The organism is Serinicoccus chungangensis, from assembly GCF_006337125.1.
In the GTDB taxonomy this organism is placed as follows: Bacteria; Actinomycetota; Actinomycetes; order Actinomycetales; family Dermatophilaceae; genus Ornithinicoccus; species Ornithinicoccus chungangensis.
This window is the reverse complement of sequence record NZ_CP040887.1, coordinates 404330-425192: the sequence shown is the minus strand read 5'-3', so window position 1 is coordinate 425192 and position 20863 is coordinate 404330. Positions and strand designations below refer to the sequence as shown.

The following is a 20863-nucleotide window of genomic DNA, read 5'->3' as shown; positions in this document are numbered from 1 at the left end:
ATGACCTGACGGTAGGGAGCGCCGGGGCGGGCCACAACGACCGGCACGGGGCAATCGTCGGGCAGTCTCACCCGCCGGCGGCCGCACCCGTCGGCGGCGTGACGGTCAGCGCACGGGCCTGGAAACCGCACCCGCGGACGGTCTCGACCGTCACCGGCAGCCGCGCCCCGCCGAGCTTGCGCCGCAGCCTCTTGATGACCGAACGGACCTGCTCCCCGTCCCCCACGAAGGACGTGCCCCACACGTCGCGGGAGAGCTCCTGGATCGACCACGCGTGCCCCTGGTCGGAGACGAGCAGGGTGAGGACGTCGTACTCCAGGGGGGTCAGGCGCACCGCCCTGCCCCCGGCGGCCACCGTGCGCGCCTCGGGGTCCAGGACGACGTCCGGGCGGGGCGCGCCCTCCACCCCGGGGCAGCCCGGCTCCGCCGCGCCGGAGCTCAACAGGGCGGCGGCATGCTGCCTGCTGGTCGCGAGGACGACTCGCACGCCGTCGGGGAGCCGGGCGAGGAGGCGCTCGCGCTCGGCCCGGGTGGCTGCGATGACGAGCACCATGGACCGACCGCCGTCCGGATCCGGCCGCACGTCCTCGATGCGAGTCACCCCCATGGCCGAACCCTAGTGGCGTCCGGAGCCGATGTCACGACCTGCGGCGATATCCCTCTTCTGTCGCACGTCACGTCAGCAGATAGAGAATCTACCGCTGATCCTGCCGCATTCTTGACTGTATGCCGCAGCATCCGCATCATGTGGGTATGCCGCTGCCTCGCCCCGACCTCGACACCCGCGCCGTCCACGCCGGCCGCGCCGACCTCACCGCGCTCGGGGTCCACGTGCCCCCCATCGACCTGTCCAGCACCTACCCGTTGCCGGACGTCGAGACCGGCGGGGAGGCCTACGACCAGATGGCCGGTGGCGGGGCGCGCCTGGACGGCCAGTCCGCGGTCTACCAGCGGCTGTGGAGCCCGGGGGTGGCCCGTTTCGAGGAGGCCCTCGCCGAGCTCGAGGGCGGGGAGGCGGGGGTGGCCTTCGCCTCCGGCATGGCGGCGCTGAGCGCCGTGCTGCTGGCCTGCACCGGCGCCGGCACCCCCCACGTCGTGGCGGTCCGCCCGCTCTACGGCGGCTCCGACCACCTGCTCGCGACCGGGCTCCTCGGCACCCGGGTGACGTGGACCGACCCTGAGGGGGTCGCCGGCGCGCTCGAGGCCGACACCGGCCTCGTCGTCGTCGAGACCCCCGCCAACCCCACCCTCGACCTCGTCGACCTCCGCGAGGTGGTCGCCGCCGCCGGTGAGGTGCCCGTGCTCGTGGACAACACCTTCGCGACCCCGGTCCTGCAGCGGCCCCTGGAGCTGGGCGCGAGCATCGTCCTGCACTCGGTCACCAAGTTCCTCGCCGGGCACGGCGACGTCCTCGCCGGGGCGGTCGTCACCTCCGAGGCCTGGGCCGGGCGGATCCGACCGGTGCGCGCCGTCACCGGGGCCGTGCTGCACCCGCTGTCGGCCTACCTCGCGCACCGCGGGCTGCAGACGCTGCCGCTGCGGGTGCGGGCCCAGCAGGAGGGCGCCCAGGTGGTGGCCCGGTGGCTGCGCGGCCATCCCGCGGTGCGGGAGATCTTCTACCCCGGCGCGGACGGCGACCCGCGTCGGCTCATCGGTCGTCAGATGGCCGGCCCAGGTGCCGTGCTCGCCGTCGACCTCGGCAGCTACGAGGCCGCCGCGGCGGTGGCGCAGGGCTGCCGGCTCATCACCCACGCCGTCTCCCTCGGCGGTGTGGACTCCCTCGTGCAGCACCCCGCCGCCCTCACCCACCGCCCGGTCGCGGCGGAGGCGCGGCCCGGCGCCGGCATCCTGCGCCTGTCCGTGGGCCTGGAGGCGCCCGAGGACCTCATCGACGACCTCGAGCAGGCGCTCGCCGCGCTGGTCCGCGACGAGCACCCGGTGACCACCACGGTGTGAGAGGCAGCCCGCTCAGGACTTCTTCGTCGACGCCCGGGTGGTGGAGCCCTTCTTCGCCGGGGCCTTGCGCGTGGTCTTCGCCCGCGTCGCCGGCTTCTTGCGGGTGGTCGGCCCCTTGGAGCGCTTCTCCGCGAGCAGCTCGAAGGCCCGCTCCTCGGTGAGCGTCTCGGGGTCGTCGCCGCGGCGCAGGGTGGCGTTGGTCTCCCCGTCGGTGACGTAGGGCCCGAACCGGCCGTCCTTGGCGACGACCTTGCGCCCCGACACCGGGTCCTCGCCGAACTCGGCGAGCGGCGGCTTGGCCGCCCCGCGCCCGCGCTGCTTGGGCTGGGCGTAGATCGCCAGCGCCTCCTCGAGGGTGATGTCGAAGATCTGCGCCTCGGTCTCCAGCGAGCGGCTGTCGGTGCCCTTCTTGAGGTAGGGGCCGTAGCGCCCGTTCTGGGCGGTGATGTCCACCCCCTCGGCGTCCTGGCCGACGACCCGGGGCAGCGACAGCAGCCGCAGCGCCGTGTCCAGCTCGATGGTGGCCAGGTCCATGTCGGCGAAGAGCGACCCCGTGCGGGGCTTGACCTTGGCCTTCTTCTTGGCGCCCTTGGTCTCGCCCTCCTCGTCCTCGACCACCTCGGTGACGTAGGGGCCGTAACGGCCGTTCTTGGCGATGATCTCCCGGCCGGTCTCGGGGTCGGTGCCCAGCACCCGCCCGTCGTCCGCGGCGGCGGCGAGCAGCTCCTCCGCCTTGGCCGCGGTCATCTCGTCCGGGGCGATCTCGTCCGGCACGGTGGCGCGCCGCGGCGTCTCGCCGTCCTCGCCGGGCAGCTCGACGTAGGGCCCGTAGCGACCGACCCGCACGACCGTCCCGTCTCCGGTCGTCACCGCCGAGACCGCGCGGGCGTCGATGTCGCCGAGGTCGGCGACGAGGTCGCGCAGCCCCTCCGTGCTGGTCGCCTGGTCGCCGAAGTAGAAGCGCTGCAACCACGCCACCCGCTGCTCCTCGCCGTGGGCGATCTTGTCGAGGTCGCTCTCCATCGACGCGGTGAAGTCGTAGTCGACCAGCCGCGGGAAGTGCTGCTCGAGGAGCTGGGTCACCGCGAAGGCCAGCCAGGTCGGCACCAGCGCCGAGCCGCGGCTGTGCACGTAGCCGCGGTCCTGGATCGTGCCGACGGTCGCCGCGTAGGTCGAGGGCCGGCCGATGCCGCGCTCCTCCAGCGCCTTGACCAGCGTGGCCTCGGTGTAGCGGGCCGGCGGGCTGGTCTGGTGACCCTGGGCCTCGGCCCGCAGCGTCTCCAGCGCGACACCCTCGCTCAGCTTGGGCAGCCGCATACCCATCGCGCTGTCGTCGCCGTAGCGGCTCTCGTCGCGGCCCTCCTCGTAGGCGGCGAGGAAGCCGCGGAAGGTGATGACGGTGCCGGACGCGGAGTACTCCGCGCTGGAGTACGTCGTGCCCGCCGCGCTGGTGCCCTGCGGCAGGGTGGCGGTGAGCTTGACGCTGGCGGTGGACCCCTTGGCGTCGGCCATCTGGGAGGCGACGGTGCGCTTCCAGATGAGCTCGTAGAGCGCGTACTCGCCGCCCCTGATCTCACCGGCCACCTGCGCCGGGGTGCGGAAGGAGTCGCCCGCGGGGCGGATCGCCTCGTGCGCCTCCTGGGCGTTCTTGCTCTTCTTGCCGTAGGTCCGCGGGGTCTCGGGCACGAAGTCGGCGCCGTACATGTCGCGGGCCTGGCTGCGGGCGGCGCTCACCGCCTGGCTCGACAGGCTGGTCGAGTCGGTCCGCATGTAGGTGATGTAGCCGTTCTCGTAGAGCCGCTGCGCGGTGCGCATGGTGCTCTGGCTGTTCATCCGCAGCTTGCGGGAGGCCTCCTGCTGCAGCGTCGAGGTGGTGAAGGGCGCCGAGGGGCGACGCGTGTAGGGCTTCTCCGAGACCTCCCGCACCACGACGTCGGCCTCGCGGGTGCCGGAGGCGATCGCCTCCGCCGCGGCGGCGTCCAGCTGCACGGCCTTCGTGGACTTCAGGGTGCCGTCGTCGGCGAAGTCGCGACCGCTGGCGACCTTGGAGCCGTCGATCCCGGTGAGCTTGGCCTCGAAGCCCTGCCCGCTGTTGCCGCCGGGGGCGAACTCGCCCTCGACGTCCCAGTAGGACGCGATCTTGAAGGCCATCCGCTCCCGCTCGCGCTCCACCACGAGCCGGGTCGCCACCGACTGCACGCGGCCGGCCGACAGCCCCTGCTTGACCTTGCGCCACAGCACGGGCGAGACCTCGTAGCCGTAGAGCCGGTCGAGGATCCGGCGGCTCTCCTGGGCGTCGACGAGGTGGGTGTCGAGCTCCCGGGTGTCGTTGACGGCTCGCTGGATGGCCTCCTTGGTGATCTCGTGGAAGACCATGCGGCGCACCGGCACCTTGGGCTTGAGGACCTCGAGCAGGTGCCAGGCGATCGCCTCCCCCTCCCGGTCCTCGTCGGTCGCGAGGAAGAGCTCGTCGGCGTCCTTGAGGGCGCGCTTGAGCTCGGTGACCTTCTTCTTCTTGTCCGCGTCGACCACGTAGTAGGGCTCGAAGCCGTCGTCGACGGCGATCGCGAACTTGCCGTAGGGGCCCTTCTTCATGTCGGCAGGGAGCTCGGAGGGGTTCGGCAGGTCCCGGATGTGCCCGACGCTCGCGTCGACCCGGAAGTCCTTGCCGAGGTACTCGCCGATCTTCTGCGCCTTCGCCGGGGACTCGACGATGACCAGCTTGGTGCCAGGTGCCACAGGATCTCCTTCGCCCCGTGTGCCGCGGATTCGTCGCGACCTCCGACACGGGACCTCGGGCGTCACCGTAGCCCATGGCGGGGCGCGGGCTACGCTGGCTCCCTATGGCGGCGAACGGTGCGACCCCGAGGACGAGCAGGACCCGGCGGAGCGGTCATGCCCGGACCGGGACGACGAGGTCGGCGGCCGTCCTCCTCGCCCTCGGCGCGGTGCTCCTCGCCGGCTGCGACGACGACCCCGCCGGGGGCGAGGACGACGCCTCGTCCGGCGGTGGGCAGACGGCGACGCCGACGGAGGGTGGTGGCGACGCCGACGGCGGCGGGGACGGCACGAGCAGCACGGCGGACGCGCCCGCTGCGGAGGCGGCACCCCCGCCCACCGCGCCGGCCGACATCGAGCCCGACCGCGGCGATCGCAGCGTGTCCGAGGACGGCTCCACCATCACCGTGCAGGGCGACCGGGCGGCCTTCGTGACCCCGACGGGCAACCTCGCCTGCGTGCTGAACGGCCCGAGCGCGTCCTGCCAGCTGCTCGACAAGACCTACTCGCCCAACCCCGACCACCTGGTCGAGGACGGTGTCGGCGAGTGCTCCGCGGACGCGGCCGACACCATGGTGCTCACCGACGCCGGAGGCGTCTGGACGTGCCCGCCGGAGACGCTCACCAGCACCGCCGCCGCCACCCAGGGCGGCTGGTGGGCCGAGGCGGTGGGGGCACCGACGACCGGCGTGGAGGACACCGACGCGGCCGTCCTGGAGTACGGCCTCACGCTGCGGGTCGGGGACACCACCTGCCTGTCCAGCGAGGACGGCGTCACCTGCCGCAGCGGGGACCTCGGCCGGCAGTTCTTCATCTCCCGCAGCGCCTACCGCTTCGGCTCGGTCTGACCGAGCCCGCGGGCGACGGACTCAGCGCAGCAGCCCGTCCTTGACCAGCTCGCGCAGGGTCGGCAGGACGGCCTGCTCCACGTCGGACGCGGGCTGGTCGGTGAGGACGGCCAGGCCGGAGCACAGCTGCCGTGCGGTGAGTTCCCCGTCGCAGGCCCCCACCAGGCCGGCACCGAGCGTGTCCAGGCGCACGGTGCGGGCCAGCCCGCCACCCTGCCGGACCTGGATCACCTGGGGGTCGGGGTCGCCGGGCCGGCCGATGCGGTCCTCGGTGACGTCGTCGGCCACCTGCCAGGGCGTGTCCAGCAGCTCGGCGTCACCGTGCTCGGCCAGCCACGTGCGGGCCTCCAGCCCGGCGAGCACCGTCGGACCCATGGGCGAGGCGACCGCGCCCCGGACGTCCATGAGGTCCAGCCACGGCTCGCGGTCGGTGCGCGGCCGACGCACCGTGACGACGCCGAAGCCGAGCCGCTCGATCCCGCGCTCGGCGAAGTCGTCCAGCCACGCGGCATACAACGCCTCGAAGTCGGCGCTGCCCGGCTGGTGCCCGCCGTCGCGCGTCCACGTCTCGGCGTAGTCCGCGACGTCCTGCTCCTCCCGCTGCACGACCCAGGCGTCCAGCCCGGTGCCGGCGAACCAGGCGCCCACGTGCTCGGTCCAGTCCTCCCCCGCCCGCAGCTCCCAGTTGGCGAGCAGCTGGGCGGTGCCGCCGGGCCGCAGGTGGCCGCGCAGCTCGCGCACGAGACCGGCGACGAGGGTGTCGCCCGCCCGTCCGCCGTCGCGGTACTCGTAGAGCGGGACACCGGTGCGCCTCGGGGTGATGACGAAGGGCGGGTTGCTGACGACCAGGTCGAACTGCTCGCCGGCCACCGGCTCCAGCAGGCTGCCCGCCCGCAGCTCGGCGTCCACCCCGTTGAGGGCCAGGGTGAACCGGGCGAACTCCAGGGCCCGCTCGGAGAGGTCGGTCGCGACGAGGTGTGCCGCGTGCCCGGCCAGGTGCAGGACCTGGACCCCGCTGCCCGTCCCGACGTCGAGGGCCCGCTCCACCCGGGGACGCGGCGCCCAGCTGGCGAGGGTGGTCGAGGCCCCACCGATGCCGAGGACGTGGTCGGTCGGCAGCGGGCCGCCGCTCGCCATCTCCGAGCGGTCCGAGACCACCCACCACGCCTCCTGCTCCGTGGCGTAGGGACGCAGGTCACAGGCCGCGACGAGCAGGTCGTCCTCGCCCTCGGCGACCAGGCGCAGCCGCAGCAGGCCCGCGGCGCCGACCCGGGGCAGGGCACCGTCGAGGAGCCGTCGCGGGACGGCGCTCCCGAGGGCGAAGAGGCGGCACAGCACGGCCACCGGGTCGTCGGACCCCTCGGTGGCACGCAGCGCGGGGAGCGGCTGCTCGCGGTGCAGCGCCGCGACCGCCACCGGCCCGAGCACCCGGGCCAGCGCGTCGACGGTGTAGCCCACCTCCTCCAGGTCGGCCCGCAGGTCGGCCAGGAGGCCCGGGTCCTCGACGGAGGGCGGCGGCAGGCTCAGCGCTCGACCGCCGTGGCCGGCACGTCGTCGCTCTCGCCGATGGCGATGTCGCGTCGCTTGGACACGACGACCGCGGCGACGATGACGGCGAAGGCTGCCGCGGCGATGGCCCACCGGAGGACGTCGTTGGCGCCCTCGCCGTAGGTGAGGCCGATGATCGCCGGGGCGATGAGCAGGGCGACGAGGTTCATCACCTTGATGAGCGGGTTGATCGCCGGGCCGGCGGTGTCCTTGAACGGGTCGCCGACGGTGTCGCCGATGACCGTGGCCTCGTGGGCCGGGGTGCCCTTGCCGCCGAACTTGCCGTCCTCAACGATCTTCTTAGCGTTGTCCCACGCGCCCCCGGCGTTGGCCAGGAAGACCGCCATGAGCACGCCGGTGCCGATGGCCCCGGCGAGGTAGCCGGCGAGCGCGCCGACGCCGAGGCCGAACCCGACGGCGATCGGGGCGAAGACCGCGAGCAGGCCGGGGGTGGCGAGCTCGCGCAGCGAGTCGCGGGTGCAGATGTCGACGACCCGGGCGTACTCCGGCTTCTCGGTGTAGTCCATGATCCCGGGCTTCTCGCGGAACTGCCGGCGCACCTCGAAGACGATCGCGCCGGCGGCGCGGGTCACCGCGTTGATGGCGAGCCCGGAGAAGAGGAAGACGACGGCGCCGCCGATGAGCACGCCGACCAGGGCGCGCGGGTCGAAGATCAGGAACGACTGCAGCACGTCGCCGCTGGCGCCGCCGGCCGTCTCCAGCGCCTGCAGGATCGCGTCGAGGTAGGACCCGAAGAGCGCGGTGGCGGCGAGCACGGCCGTCGCGATGGCGATGCCCTTGGTGATCGCTTTGGTCGTGTTGCCGACGGCGTCCAGCTCGGTGAGGATCTGGGCGGCCTCGCCGTCCACGTCCCCCGACATCTCGGCGATGCCCTGCGCGTTGTCGCTCACCGGGCCGAAGGTGTCCATCGCCACGATGACGCCCACCGTGGTGAGCAGCCCGCAGCCGGCGAGGGCGACGAAGAAGAGGGAGACGATGAGCGAGCCGCCGCCGAGGGTGAAGATCGCGAAGATCGCCGCGGCGATCGTCACCGCGGTGTAGACCGCGGACTCCAGACCCACGCCGATGCCGGAGAGGATGACCGTGGCCGGGCCGGTGAGGGAGGTGCGCGCCACGTCGTTGGTGGGCTTGGACTCCGTGCCGGTGAAGTAGCCGGTCAGCCAGAGGATGAAGGCGGCGAGCACGATGCCGATGACCACGGAGGCGGCGGCCCCCATGGCGGCGTTGACCTGGGTGGCGCCGGTGCTCTCCGCCCCCAGGTCGAAGCCACCGGTGACCGAGAGCTCGGTCGGCAGGAAGACGAAGGCCGCGACCACCGAGGCGACCGCCGCGATGGCGGCCGAGATGTAGAAGCTGCGGTTGATGGCGGCGAGGCCGCTCTCGCCGGGCCGGGCCTTGGTGATGAAGACGCCCACGATGGCGGTGAGCACCCCGATGGCCGGGATGACGAGCGGGAAGACCAGGCCGCCCTCGGACCCCAGCGCCGCGGTCCCGAGGATGAGCGCCGCGACCAGGGTCACGGCATACGACTCGAAGAGGTCGGCCGCCATGCCGGCGCAGTCACCCACGTTGTCGCCCACGTTGTCCGCGATCGTCGCGGCGTTGCGGGGGTCGTCCTCGGGGATGCCGGCCTCGACCTTGCCGACCAGGTCGGCGCCCACGTCGGCGGCCTTGGTGAAGATGCCCCCGCCCACCCGCATGAACATCGCGAGCAGCGCGGCCCCGAAGCCGAAGCCCTCGAGCACCTTGGCGGCGTCACCCTGGTAGATGAGGACGACGAGCGCGGCCCCCAGCAGACCCAGCCCGACGGTCGCCATGCCGACGGTGCCGCCGGTGCGGAAGGCGATGCGCATGCCGTCGTCCCGGCCCGTGGTGCGCGCGGCCTCCGCGACGCGCATGTTGGCGGCGGTGGCGAGGTTCATGCCCAGCCAGCCGATGGCGGCGGAGAACCCGGCGCCGAAGACGAAGGCCACCGAGCGGCCGACCCGGACCATCATGTCGTCGGCGGGCAGCACCATGAGGAGCACGAAGGCGACCGCCGCGAACACCGCCAGGGTCCGGAACTGCCGGCCGAGGTAGGCCGAGGCGCCCTCCTGGACCGCTCCGCCGATTTCCTGCATCGCCTCGGTGCCGGGGGAGGCGGCGAGCACCTCCCGGCGGAACATGAAGCCCATGACGAGGGCGACGAGGGCGATGCACAGCACCACGATGACGATCGAGGTGTCGGCACCCGAGAGCGAGACCTCGCTCGCGGCAGCGACTGGGGACATGTGTGCCTCCTCAGAGGGCCCGCACCGTTGCGGGCGACGACGCGGCGCGAACCGCAGGACATCCATCGGACGTGGCCACTGTAGTGATCCCCGGTCCGCGCACCTAACACCTCGCCCGTGCGGTGCGCACACCCTGTCGGTGCACCGGCGTAGCGTGGTGGCGAGATGGACGACCCGACCTCGCCGGCCTTCGACCCGCAGACCGCCCTCGACCGCCTCGCCTCCGGCGGCCGGTCCGGGCGGCTGCGCCACGTGCGGACGGTGCCGGCGCGCCAGGGCAGGAGCGCGCCCTGGCCCACCTGGTGCGCCGCGCCGGTCAAGGCGGCGCTCCTCGGCCAGGGGATCGACGCGCCCTGGGAGCACCAGGCCCAGGTGGCCGAGCTGGCCCGTTCGGGGCAGCACGTCATCGTGTCGACCGGGACGGCGTCCGGGAAGTCGCTGGGCTACCTCATCCCGGTGCTCTCCGCGCTGAGCGAGGGCACGGGGTCCGTGACCGGCCGCGGCGCCACGGCGCTCTACCTCGCCCCCACCAAGGCGCTGGGCGCCGACCAGGAGTCCCGGCTGCAGAGCCTCGCCGTGCCGGAGGTCCGGGTGGCGCGCCTCGACGGGGACACCCCGGGCGAGGAGCGTCGGTGGATCCGCGAGCACGCCCACTACGTCCTCACCAACCCCGACCTGCTGCACCACACCCTGCTGCCCGGGCACGAGCGGTGGGCACCCTTCCTGCGCTCGCTGCGCTACGTCGTCGTCGACGAGTGCCACATCTACCGCGGGGTCTTCGGGGCCCACGTCTCCGCCGTGCTGCGGCGGCTGCTGCGGGTCGCGGCGAGGTATGGCGCAGCCCCCACCGTGGTCCTGGCCTCGGCGACCGTGGCCGAGCCCGAGCCGTTGGGGCGGGCCCTGCTGGGCCAGGACGTCGTGGCGGTGACCGGTGACACCTCCCCCCGCCGGGAGACCGTGGTCGCTCTCTGGCAGCCGGACGAGCTCGAGGACGGGCGGCGGCGCAGCACCGTCGGGGAGGCCGCCGACCTGCTCACCGACCTCGTCGGCGCCGGTGTGCAGACCGTGGCCTTCGCCCGGTCGCGGGCCGGTGTCGAGCAGGTCGCCGCCCGGGCCCGGGACGGGTGCGCGGCACGACCCGGCGGCGCCGCGCCCGTGGCGGCCTATCGCGGCGGCTACCTGCCGGAGGAGCGGCGTGCCTTGGAGTCGGCGCTGCGCGACCGCACCCTCATGGGCCTGGCCGCCACCAGCGCCCTGGAGCTCGGCATCGACATCGCCGGGCTGGACGCGGTGGTGATGGCCGGCTGGCCCGGCACCCGTGCCTCCTTCTGGCAGCAGGTGGGGCGCGCCGGCCGCAGCGGCTCCCCCTCGCTGGCCGTGCTGGTGGCGGCGGACGACCCTCTCGACACCTACCTCCTCGACCACCCCGAGCTGATCTTCGAGGCGCCGGTCGAGTCCTGCGTGCTCGACCCGGAGAACCCCTACGTCCTCGGGCCGCACCTCGCCGCGGCCGCCGCCGAGCTCCCGCTCACCGAGCAGGACGAGAGGTGGTTCGGCACCGGGCTGCGCGGGCTGGCCGAGCAGCTCGTCGTGGGCGGCGTGCTGCGGGCCCGGCCGACCGGGTGGTACTGGGCCCGTCCGGACCGGGCGAGCGACCACGTGGCCCTGCGGGGTGCCGGCCAGACGGTGCAGATCGTCGACAGCCGCAGCGGGCGGGTCCTCGGCACGGTCGACGAGGCCCGGGCCCTGACGACGGTGCACGAGGGCGCCGTCTACGTGCACCAGGGCGAGCCCTACGTCGTCACCGCGCTCGACCTCGACGGGTCGGTGGCGCTGGTGGTCCACGGGGACCCCGGCTGGACGACCAGGGCGCGCAGCGAGAGCAGCTTCCGCATCCGCGCCAGTCACACCGAGCAGCGGTGGGGCGCCGCCACGATGGCCTCGGGGCGGGTCGAGGTGACCACGCAGGTCACGGCGTTCCAGCGGGTGCTGCCCGACGGGAGCGTCATCGGCACGCACCCGCTCGACCTGCCCGCCCGGACCCTCGTCACCCAGGCCGTCTGGTGGACCCTGCCCCCGGAGGAGCTCGCGCTCGCCGGGCTGGCCGAGCAGGACGTCCCCGGGGCGCTGCACGCGGCTGAGCACGCCTCCATCGGCATGCTGCCTCTGCTCGCCACCTGCGACCGTTGGGACATCGGCGGCGTGTCCACGGCGCTGCACCCGGACACCGGGCTGCCGACCGTCATGGTCTACGACGGCTACCCGGGAGGGGCGGGGTTCAGCAACCGGGCCTTCCGTGAGGCCGTCCGGTGGCTGTCCGCGACCCGGGACCTCGTGGAGAGCTGCCGGTGCGCCCGCGGCTGCCCGGCGTGCGTCCAGTCACCCAAGTGCGGCAACGGCAACGAGCCCCTGGACAAGGCCGGCGCGGTCGCCGTGCTGAGCCACCTGCTGAGCGAGCGCGAGGTCGTCCTCCCCACCGGCTGAACCGCAGCGCCGGCACCGACCGCCTGCGCTAGTCTCGGGCCCGACGGGTCGGGCCCGTCGTCAGGCTCCTGCTGGGGCCCTCCCTCCACGAAAGGATCCGCCATGGTCGTCTTCGGAGTCGTCCTGCTGCTCGTCGCCCTGGCGGTGATGGTCTACATGTGGCTGGCCACCCGTGGCATGGACCCCGTCCAGATCTCCTACGGCGTCCTCAACGTGGAGATCACCCCGATCTGGCTCTTCGTCGTGGGCGGCATCACCCTGGCGGCCGCCACGAGCGGGCTCTGGCTGCTGGCGGTCGGGACCCGCTCCAAGGCACGTCGGGCCCGCGAGGTCCGTGAGCTGCGTCGCCAGGCCAAGGACTCCGACCGGCGCATCGAGCGCGAGCGGGACGCCGCCCGCCTGGGCAGCACCGACGGACGGCAGCAGGGCACCGACGGCCCCGCGACCCGGGACGACCGGTCCACCCCCATCCTGCCGCGGCAGACCCCCGGCGGGTCCGGCCCCGGGACGGGAACGGGGCCGGGGACCGGTACCTCGACCGGCCGACCCACCACCGGCCCCGGCGCCTGAGCCCACGCCCGGTGCCGGGCAGGCACCCATCCGGCACCGCACACCCGAGATGCGTGACGGCTCTGCCAGCGCAGGAGAACGAGGGCATCGTCGCCGCCGGACCCATACCGTGCCCTGACCGTGCGCGGTGGTGGCCCTCACGGGGCCACGGACGCGCACAGTCTCTCGCACTTGCTGACATCGCGTGCGCTTATGGCCCTCACCGGGCCATGAAACGCGCACAGTCTCGGGCCTCCACGGCCATCGTGTGCGGTCGTGGCCCTCAGGGGGCCATCAGCGCGCACAGTCTCCGGCCCCTATGGGGCCCTCGTGTGTGAGGTCGTGGCCCTTACGGGGCCACGCAAGCGCACGATGTCGGATGGCCTGCGCCGACCGTCACGCCCTGGCCCTTCCCGGGGTGGGCACCCACCCGGCACCGCACACCGAGAGGCCTGACGGCTCTGCCAGCGCAGGGGAACGAGGGCATCGTCGTCGCCGGGCCCAGACCGTGCCCTGACCGTGCACGGTGGTGGCCCTCAGGGGGCGCCGGACGCGCGCAGTCTCCGGCCCCGTGCTGGCATCGTGTGCGCTTATGGCCCTCATGGGGCCAAGGAAGCGCACAGCCTCGGACCCCTGCCGGCATCGTGTGCGCTTATGGCCCTCATGGGGCCAAGGAAGCGCACAGCCTCGGACCCCTGCCGGCATCGTGTGCGGTCGTGGCCCTGATGGGGCCACGGACGCGCACGATGTCGGGTGGCCTGCGCCGACCGTCACGCCCCTCGCCCCTGGTCCGGAGCCCGCCGCTGGGGAGTCAGCTCGGGATCCGTCGTCGTCGCCCCGGCCCTCGCGGTGACGCCGACCGTCCACCGCGTGCCGGCCACGGCGCGCTCGACCTCGAGCGTGATCTCGGGCACGGGGGATGACCCTCCCCGACCGACGGTGCAGCCGCGGACCGTCACCCCGTGCTGCTGCGCGAGGTCACGGGCCTCGTCGCAGGCGGTGGCGTGGTCGACGCCCTGCACGAGCTGACCGGCGGCGGCCAGCGCCGCCAGGTCGGCGGCGGTCCGCGCCTGCTGACCGGCGACGAGGACGGCCACAAGGCCCAGAGCCAGCACCAGGACGGTGCTCAGGCCTGCGACGACGCCGATGGCCAGGACCACGGCCGATCCACCCTCTCGGCACACCCCCGCCGTGGGACCGCGCCGGCCGCAGGATCGCCCTGCCTCGGCTGTGCCGTGGTGTCGCGGTGCCGCACCCCAGCTGCGGGGCCGTGATGCCTCAGGTGGGCCACGGTGTCGTGATGCCTCAGGTGGGCCACGGTGTCGTGATGCCTCAGGTGGGCCACGGTGTCGTGATGCCTCATCCGGAGCACGGTGTCGTGAAGCCTCAGGCAGGTGGCTGGGTCGCGATGCCGCACCCCCGGTGCGGTCTCGTCGTGCCTCACCCGGTCCGCGATGTCGTGGCGCCGCACCCCAGCTGCGGGGCCGTGATGCCTCAGGTGGGCCACGGTGTCGTGATGCCTCATCCGGAGCACGGTGTCGTGATGCCTCAGGCAGGTGGCTGGGTCGCGATGCCGCACCCCCGGTGCGGTCTCGTCGTGCCTCACCCGGTCCGCGATGTCGTGGCGCCTCGGCCGGGCCGCGGGGCAGTGGCGCCTCCGCCGGGCCGCGGGGCGGTTGGGCCTGATCCTGGCCGTGACCGGAGGACGACCGGCTCACGCGGCGCCCCTCCCCCGGCAGCGACGGCCACCGGCTCATGGGCCGACTCCGGGCTCCCAGGCGGCCCGCGCGGTCGCTGCCGCACCGGGCAGGCCAGGCAGCAGCCGGGCCCGGGGCCGGGCCTCGACGACCACCTGCACCCCGGCGGCGTCCTCCTCGACCCGGACCGTGGCGCCCTGCGGCGCGAGCCGGAGGGCGGCCTGTCGGACCGTGCCGGTCACCTCCCCGCGGGACGCGGCGCGCGCTGCCACGCGCGCCGCGTCCTCGCACCGGACCTGATCCACCCCGAGGCTCAGCGCGGTCAGGCAGATCGCGAGCACCAGGAGGACCGAGGGGATCGTCAGGGCCAGCTCGGCGCTCACCATCCCCCCGTCGCCGCCGCGGCGCCCGCGACGTGTCACAACGACACCGAGAGCGCGGTCGTGATCACCGAGGTGACGACCCCCTGGACGGCCCCGGACTGCAGGATCGCCAGGAGCACCGCGGCGAAGGCGCAGGCGGCGATGGTGCCGACGGCATACTCCGCCGTGGTCATCCCCGCGTCCTTGCGCGCGCGCAGCTGGCGGACGGCGGCAGCGGGAGTGATGGTGGTGTTCTTCTTCTTCATGTTTCCCCTCCTTGTGGGTGGGTGCGCCTCAGGGCGAGGCGCACGTCAGAGACCGACAGGCGGTCAGTTCTTGAACCTCACCAGGACAGGTCCCGGACGAGGGCGAGGACGAGCGGGACGACGGTGCTGAGCACGAAACCGGGCAGGAACGCCAGCCCCAGGGGGATGACCAGGCGCACCCCCAGCCGGGCGGTCGCCACCTCCACCCCCGCGACGGCCTGGCGCCGCAGGTCGGCCGCGGCCTGGCGCAACGCCGGCCCCGGCGACACCCCCGCGAGCGCGGCGATCTCCATGCTCAACCGGGCTGCCCGCCAGCGCGGCCCGGCGGCCGCCCAGCTCGGGCCGGTATCCAGGCCCAGCAGCAGGTCCCGGCCTACCCCGTCCAGCTCCTCCCGCAGGGGCGTCGGCAGGACCGCGGCGACGTGACGCGCCGCCGACCCCAGGGAGCTGCCCCCCTGCAGCGCGAGAGCGAGGAGGTCCAACGCCTCCGGGACCCCGGCCGGCGTCGCACCGTGGCCGGTGACCCGGCGACGGGTCGGACGAGGCGTCCAGCCCGGGGCGGCGCCCGACCACCACAGCAGCGGGACCGCCGCGGCGGCCGCGGCGAGCGACACCAGCGTCCAGTCGCCCACGCTCATGTGGACCACCACGGCCTGTCGACACGGGGAGTCACCGGGCGCCCCTGCGGACGTCCGCGACCAGGCGGCGCACCAGCACCTGACCGAGCAGCAGCAAGGTGGCCCCCGACGCCAGACAGGCCCAGGCCGCGGGGGTGGCGTAGAGCACGGTGGGCGGCACGCCGAGGACCGAGGCCAGGGCGACACCGGCCAGGGGCAGGCAGCTCAGCACGGTCGCGGTCGCCCGGGCGCCGGCGCTGGCCGTGTCCACGGCGTTCTCCAGACGCCGGCGCTCCCGTGCGGTGTGGGCGCTGACCCGCAGGGCCTCGGCCAGCGGTGCGCCCGACCGCGAGGCGACCTGCCAGGACCGGGCCACCGCCCCGAGGGTGGGGGTGCCGGCCCGGCGGGCCACCCGGTCCCACGCCGGTCCCAGCGGCTCCCCCTCGCGTGCGGCACGGGCCACGACGGCCCACTCCGGGCCACCCTCCCGTGGCGTGGGACGGGCGCGCTCCAGCGCCAGGCCGACGGCCCGGCTCACCGGGAGCCCGCCCTCCAGCGATGCGGCGACGGTGTCCACCACCTCGAGCTCCTCGGCGTCGGCCTCGACCCCGGCGCGGTGCCGTCGACGCGCCCGCAGACGTCGGAGCAGGAGCTGGACGTCGCGGGGCCCGGTCGTCGGCACGTCCCTGCGGGAACGGCCTGACCGTCCTGCGGGGAGTCCCACCAGCACGGCGGTCGCCGCCAGCGCGGCGAGGACGACCAGCTGCACGCCCGGTGGCCATGGCAGGACCGTCACGACAGCGCCTCCGGAGGCAGGTTGAGACGCCTGGCCAGCTGCGCTCGCGCAGGCCCGGGACGCCACGCGCCGGGCCCCCCGCCCAGAGCGGTGACGCACTCCAGGCCCTCGCCGTGGGGCCGCAGCACCGCCACCTCCCGGAGCCGACGGCGTCCGGCCGCATCCCGGTCCAGGTGCAGGACGACCTCGATGGCACTGACGAGCTGCGCCCGGACGGCGTCGGCGGACATGTCGGCGAGCGCACCGAGCGCGGTGAAGCGGGCCACGACGTCGCGAGCGGTGTTGGCGTGCACGGTGCCGCACCCACCCTCGTGCCCCGTGTTGAGCGCGGTCAGCAGCTCGCGCACCTCTGCGCCCCGGACCTCCCCCACGACGACCCGGTCGGGCCGCATGCGCAACGACTGGCGGACCAGCGTCGTCATCGTCACCTCGCCGCGGCCCTCGATGTTGGCCGACCGGCCCTGGAGGTGGACGACGTGGGGATGGGCGATCCGCAGCTCCCGGACGTCCTCGACCACGACGATGCGCTGGGTCGGCGCACAGCGGGACAGCAGGGCGCCGAGCAAGGTGGTCTTGCCCGTGCCGGTGCCACCGCTGACGAGGAAGGACACCTCGGAGCGCACCACCGCGTCCAGGACCTGGGCCGCTGTCGTGTCCAGCGCGCCCCACCCGGCCAGGTCTTCCAGGGTCGGCACCTCGGTGCGCGGCACCCGGAGGCTCAGGTGGGCCCCACCGCCCACCAGGGGCGGCAGCAGCGCGTGCAGTCGCAGCCCACCTGGCAGCAGCCCGTCCACCCACGGGCTGGACTCGTCCAGCCGCTGCCCGGCCAGGGCCGCCAGCCGGACGGCGAGCCGTCGCACGCTGCGCTCGTCCGTGAAGCGCGGCGCGACGCGCTCGGTCCCCCGGCCACGGTCGACCCAGACGCCTGCCTCACCGTTGACCAGCACATCGGTGACGTGCGGGTCCTCCAGGAGCGGGCCGATCGGCCCCAGGGCGGCCATGAGGTCCGGCTCCGGCGGACGCGTCGTCGTGGTCATGCCCCGACCGTCGCCCGTGCGAGCACCCCCGCGCCAGATGTCGCCGCAGATCTGTGGACGGGAGCCGGCGGGCACCGACGATGTGGACGGCCCTGCTGCCGAGATCGGCCGTCGGGCGGAGTCCGGGCGACGACGGGCCAGGGCGGCGGAGTCCGGGCCACGGCGGCGGGCACCCGCGGGTGGAGGTCCGGGAAAGGGGACGGCCCCGGCGGGGGGAGCCGGGGCCGTCGGTGCCCAGGATCAGGGGGGGATGATCCTGAACACCCGCGCTACAACTCTTTCGAGGAGCGCTGTTCGTCAAGTATGCACGACCGACGAGGGCCGATGCAAGCCGCCCAGGGCCCGCCGGAGCGCGGTCGATCGCCACCTCGGGAGGCCCCGTGGGAGCGGGCGTACCGCACCGCCCGCGCCCCCTCCGTTTGCGTGTCCGGCCTCCCCGGGAGGCCCGTGCCGCCACCGGCGGCTCGCTCAGCCCAGACGGCCCGCTCGGACGGCGTCGGCGACCCGGCCGCCCTCCGCAGCTCCGCGCACCACCGCCTGCGCGCAGTGCTCCAGCCACAGCCGTACGCCGTCCGGGTCACCCGAGGCGTATGCGGCGAGCGCACCGCGGTAGTCGGTGCCGGCACGGTCGGCGTGCCCGTGCTCCGGCACCGCCACGCCGGTCGGGTCCACTCCCGACACCCGCAGCACGACGCGCTCCAGCGCCCTGGCCACCAGGCCGTTGCCGACGACGAAGGGCCGCGCCACGACGATCTCCGCGTGCGCGACCGCGGCGACGAGCAGGGCCGGGAGACGACCGCCAGGGACCTCCTGCAGCAGACCGTGCACCGCCTGCAGCCGGGCCGTCGCCTCCCGGGCGTCCGGGGCCGGCCCCAGGACGGCCACCCCCTCTGCCGCCTCTCCCGTGGCCCGGGGCCGCCCCACCTCGTGCTCCGCGACCAGACCCGCCGCCGAGGCGGTGTGCAGACCGGCCAGCAGCTGGGCCGGTGCCCCCAGCTCGGCCAGGGTGACGCCCTCCGTCCGGGCGGTGACGCGGGCGGCGGCGCGGACGGTCCGCCATACCGGGTCGCCGGGGTCGCCGTCAGGGAGCGCCCCACGCAGGAGGTCCCGCACGACGGCCACGCTGCCCTCGGACCCGGCCGGCTCGGCCCCCTCGAGCAACGCCGAGGCCGTCGCCCCACGGACCCGCGACTCGGCCGCCGCCTCGGGGGTGCGGCGACGGAGTCCCTCGTGCCAGCGCAGGGCGGTGCACGCCTCCCGCGCGCGGTCCATCCCCTCCTGCACCCCGGGCAGCCCGGCGAGTGCCTCCAGGGCGTCCTGCGCAGAGCTCATCCGGCCACTGTAGGACGCCCCCGACCTACGCCTCACCCCCTGGGGGGAGGGCGTCCGACCTGCGCAGATGACTACTGGGAAGTCTTTAACAAAACTTTGCCAAATGTGGCTCGGAGCACCCGCGGGCCACTGGCACACTGGACGTATCGACCCAGGAGCCCCCTCCTCGGAGGGTGCGGCTCTGCCGGCTGTCACGGGACCGGTTGTCGACACGTGTGCCCGCTCGGCACTGAACAGGGGGTGCCGGGCGGGCACCGTGCTGTCCGGACACCGGCACGACGCCCGGGCGAGCGCGGCGGTCCGCCGATCCTGCGCCCGCGTAGCTGTCGGGATACGATCGGCCGCATGTCAACTCCCGCCAAAGCCGACACCACCGCGCCGGCCGCACCCGCCGACAAGCGTTCACTCGGGCAGCTCGTGTCCGACGTGTCCCTGGATGTCTCGCAGATCATGCGGGGCGAGATCGAGCTCGCCAAGGCCGAGATCAAGCAGGACGTCACCCACGCGGGCAAGGGTGCAGGCATGTTCGTCGGGGCCGCGCTGTTCGGCCTCTACGGCCTGGGCCTGCTCTTCCTGGGTCTCGCCGGCGTCCTCGCCATCTGGTTGAGCTGGTGGGCCGGGCTGCTCATCGTGGCCGCGGTGCTCTTCGTCGTCGCGGGCATCCTCGCCCTCATCGGCAAGGGCCAGGTCACCCAGGTCAACGGGAAGCCGGAGCGGACGATCCGTGAGGGCAAGGAGACGGTGGACACCGTCAAGGCCGCGGCCAAGGGTGAGCAGCGCGCGCCGGCCCTGGAGAGCGCACGCCCCTGACGCGGATGAGGGAAGCGCACCGCTGACGCGTCTGCGGGGAGCGTGCGCCGCTGACGCGCTCGCCGCGGTCCGGCCTCCTCAGGTGCCGGTCCCACGGGCCCGGCACGTCGCCGACCGGCAGCTCACAGCTCGAGCTCACGGGTCGGCGCGCCGCCCCACTCCGGGGCGATGCCGGCGAGGTCGAGGATGCGGTCCAGGAGCCCTGCCGTGAATCCCCAGACCAGCAGCCCCTCGACGTCCCAGGCCGGCCCGACGAAGCCGCTCGGGTGGTGGACCCGGAACCGCCGGCCCGGGTCGGTCAGCTCACGGACCTGCGGCTGCAGCACCCGGGCCACCTCGCGCACGTCCCTGGCCCACAGCGACGTCGGCTCCGGCCGACGCCACCACGCCAGCACCGGGGTGACGTCGTAGCCCGAGACAGGGATGTGCAGGGTCGGCAGCTCCCCCAGGACCTCCACGCCCGAGGCGTCCAGGCCCACCTCCTCGGCGGCCTCCCGGAGCGCGGTCGCGACGGCGTCCGCGTCCCCGTCCTCGGTCCCGCCGCCGGGGAAGGCGGGCTGACCCGCGTGCGAACGCATCGTGTGCGCCCGCTCGGTGATGACCACGGTCGTCGCGTCGGGGTCGCCCGGGTCCTCGACGCCCGGCGCGAAGAGGACCAGCACAGCCGATCGTCGGCGGCCGCCGTCCGGCGGGGGCAGGAACCGGCTGAACCGCTCGCCCGGCAGCCCGGGCAGCGCCGCCACCAGGTCGCTGAGCCACGGCGGTGGGGGCCAGCCGTCGGCCGGCACCGCGCTCACGCGCGTGGACCCGGGCGCACCAGGCGGGCGGCGGCCGCCGGGTCGGTCTCGCCCTCGCCGTAGGACGGGCACAGGCGGGCCACCGGGCAGGCGCCGCAGGCGGGCTTGCGGGCGTGGCAGGTGCGCCGACCGTGGAAGATCAGGACGTGCGAGAGCTGGGTCCACTCCCGCCGGGGGAACAGCGCGCCGACGGCGTGCTCGACCGCCACCGGATCGGTCTCGTCGGTCCACCCGAAGCGGCGCGCCAGCCGCCCGAGGTGGGTGTCGACGGTGATGCCGGGCACGTCGAAGGCGTTGCCGAGGACGACGTTGGCGGTCTTGCGACCCACGCCCGGCAGCGTCACCAGATCGGAGAGCCGACCGGGCACCTGGCCGCCGAACCTCTCGACGAGAGCGGCCCCCAGCTTCAGGAGGGACTCGGTCTTGGCCCGGAAGAACCCCGTGGGCTGGATGATGGCCTCGACGTCGGCCCGCTCGGCGGCGGCCAGGGCGCGGGCGTCCGGGTAGCGCGCGAACAGCGTCGGCGTCACCCCGTTGACCCGGACGTCGGTGGTCTGCGCCGAGAGGACCGTGGCCACGAGGAGCTGGTAGGCGTCCGCGAAGTCGAGCTCGCAGCGGGCGTCGGGGTAGTGCTCGTGCAGCACGCGGGACATCCGCCGCGCACGACGGGTCAGCGCCAGCGAGGTCTCCCCCGT

General features: G+C 74.5%; 18 protein-coding genes. 5 read left to right on the top strand and 13 right to left on the bottom strand.

From position 1 onward, the window contains the following. Nucleotides 1–67 precede the first annotated feature (67 nt). Nucleotides 68–607 carry a winged helix-turn-helix domain-containing protein gene (locus FHD63_RS01930; RefSeq protein WP_139719679.1) on the bottom strand — a complete coding sequence of 180 codons (540 nt, stop codon included), beginning with the start codon at nt 605–607 and terminating at the stop codon, nt 68–70. 146 nt (nt 608–753) lie between these two features. Between FHD63_RS01930 and FHD63_RS01925 the strand changes: the two genes are divergently transcribed. Beyond that, nucleotides 754–1956 carry a trans-sulfuration enzyme family protein gene (locus tag FHD63_RS01925; RefSeq protein ID WP_139719677.1) on the top strand — a complete coding sequence of 401 codons (1203 nt, stop codon included), beginning with the start codon at nt 754–756 and terminating at the stop codon, nt 1954–1956. 12 nt (nt 1957–1968) lie between these two features. Here the strand turns inward: FHD63_RS01925 and topA are convergent, their stop codons facing one another. Further along, nucleotides 1969–4695, bottom strand: a complete 2727-nt coding sequence (gene topA / locus FHD63_RS01920; RefSeq protein ID WP_139719675.1) for a type I DNA topoisomerase — start codon at nt 4693–4695, stop codon at nt 1969–1971. Between the two features lie 104 nt (nt 4696–4799). Between topA and FHD63_RS01915 the strand changes: the two genes are divergently transcribed. Further along, entirely contained in the window at nt 4800–5582 is a 783-nt protein-coding gene (locus tag FHD63_RS01915; RefSeq protein ID WP_139719673.1) for a hypothetical protein, read from the top strand. A 21-nt stretch (nt 5583–5603) separates the two neighbouring features. Here FHD63_RS01915 and FHD63_RS01910 read toward each other — a convergent pair whose 3' ends face one another. Then, nucleotides 5604–7040, bottom strand: a complete 1437-nt coding sequence (locus FHD63_RS01910) for a DUF7059 domain-containing protein (RefSeq protein WP_139719671.1) — start codon at nt 7038–7040, stop codon at nt 5604–5606. Between the two features lie 65 nt (nt 7041–7105). After that, nucleotides 7106–9421, bottom strand: a complete 2316-nt coding sequence (locus FHD63_RS01905) for a sodium-translocating pyrophosphatase (protein WP_139719669.1) — start codon at nt 9419–9421, stop codon at nt 7106–7108. Between the two features lie 165 nt (nt 9422–9586). Between FHD63_RS01905 and FHD63_RS01900 the strand changes: the two genes are divergently transcribed. Both FHD63_RS01900 and FHD63_RS01895 read left to right on the top strand, forming a co-directional pair. Beyond that, nucleotides 9587–11905: a DEAD/DEAH box helicase gene (locus tag FHD63_RS01900; RefSeq protein WP_139719668.1), complete on the top strand. Its 2319-nt coding sequence runs from the start codon at nt 9587–9589 to the stop codon at nt 11903–11905. 102 nt (nt 11906–12007) lie between these two features. Next, entirely contained in the window at nt 12008–12475 is a 468-nt protein-coding gene (locus tag FHD63_RS01895) for a LapA family protein (protein ID WP_139719666.1), read from the top strand. A gap of 749 nt (nt 12476–13224) precedes the next feature. Here the strand turns inward: FHD63_RS01895 and FHD63_RS16840 are convergent. From FHD63_RS16840 to FHD63_RS01860, 7 genes are all read right to left on the bottom strand, one after another. Beyond that, nucleotides 13225–14211, bottom strand: a complete 987-nt coding sequence (locus FHD63_RS16840) for an Rv3654c family TadE-like protein (protein ID WP_139719664.1) — start codon at nt 14209–14211, stop codon at nt 13225–13227. Continuing rightward, the gene (locus tag FHD63_RS01885; RefSeq protein WP_139719662.1) at nt 14208–14537 is read right to left on the bottom strand and encodes a TadE family type IV pilus minor pilin; all 330 of its coding nucleotides are present in this window, start codon (nt 14535–14537) and stop codon (nt 14208–14210) included. The genes FHD63_RS16840 and FHD63_RS01885 overlap by 4 nt, the downstream gene beginning before the upstream one ends. Before the next feature lie 32 nt (nt 14538–14569). Then, entirely contained in the window at nt 14570–14779 is a 210-nt protein-coding gene (locus FHD63_RS01880) for a DUF4244 domain-containing protein (RefSeq protein ID WP_139719660.1), read from the bottom strand. Nucleotides 14780–14856: 77 nt separating this feature from the next. After that, complete coding sequence (locus FHD63_RS01875; RefSeq protein WP_139719658.1) at nt 14857–15417, bottom strand: type II secretion system F family protein; 561 nt, start codon at nt 15415–15417, stop codon at nt 14857–14859. Nucleotides 15418–15448: 31 nt separating this feature from the next. Further along, complete coding sequence (locus tag FHD63_RS01870) at nt 15449–16192, bottom strand: type II secretion system F family protein (RefSeq protein WP_158296681.1); 744 nt, start codon at nt 16190–16192, stop codon at nt 15449–15451. Further along, a complete protein-coding gene (locus FHD63_RS01865; RefSeq protein ID WP_139719655.1) occupies nt 16189–17229 on the bottom strand; it encodes a TadA family conjugal transfer-associated ATPase in 1041 nt (346 codons plus the stop codon). The genes FHD63_RS01870 and FHD63_RS01865 overlap by 4 nt, the downstream gene beginning before the upstream one ends. Nucleotides 17230–17697: 468 nt before the next feature. After that, nucleotides 17698–18561 (bottom strand): Fic family protein, encoded by an 864-nt coding sequence (locus FHD63_RS01860; protein WP_139719653.1) that lies wholly within the window; start codon nt 18559–18561, stop codon nt 17698–17700. Between the two features lie 345 nt (nt 18562–18906). Here FHD63_RS01860 and FHD63_RS01855 point away from each other — a divergent pair, with 345 nt between their 5' ends. Further along, entirely contained in the window at nt 18907–19371 is a 465-nt protein-coding gene (locus tag FHD63_RS01855) for a phage holin family protein (RefSeq protein ID WP_139719651.1), read from the top strand. A gap of 122 nt (nt 19372–19493) precedes the next feature. On the opposite strand, the gene FHD63_RS01850 is transcribed toward FHD63_RS01855, so the two are convergent. After that, on the bottom strand, nt 19494–20168 hold the full coding sequence (locus FHD63_RS01850; RefSeq protein ID WP_139719650.1) for an NUDIX hydrolase: 675 nt from the start codon (nt 20166–20168) through the stop codon (nt 19494–19496). Next, the gene (gene nth, locus FHD63_RS01845) at nt 20165–20821 is read right to left on the bottom strand and encodes an endonuclease III (protein ID WP_139722923.1); all 657 of its coding nucleotides are present in this window, start codon (nt 20819–20821) and stop codon (nt 20165–20167) included. The genes FHD63_RS01850 and nth overlap by 4 nt, the downstream gene beginning before the upstream one ends. Between the last annotated feature and the right edge of the window lie 42 nt (nt 20822–20863).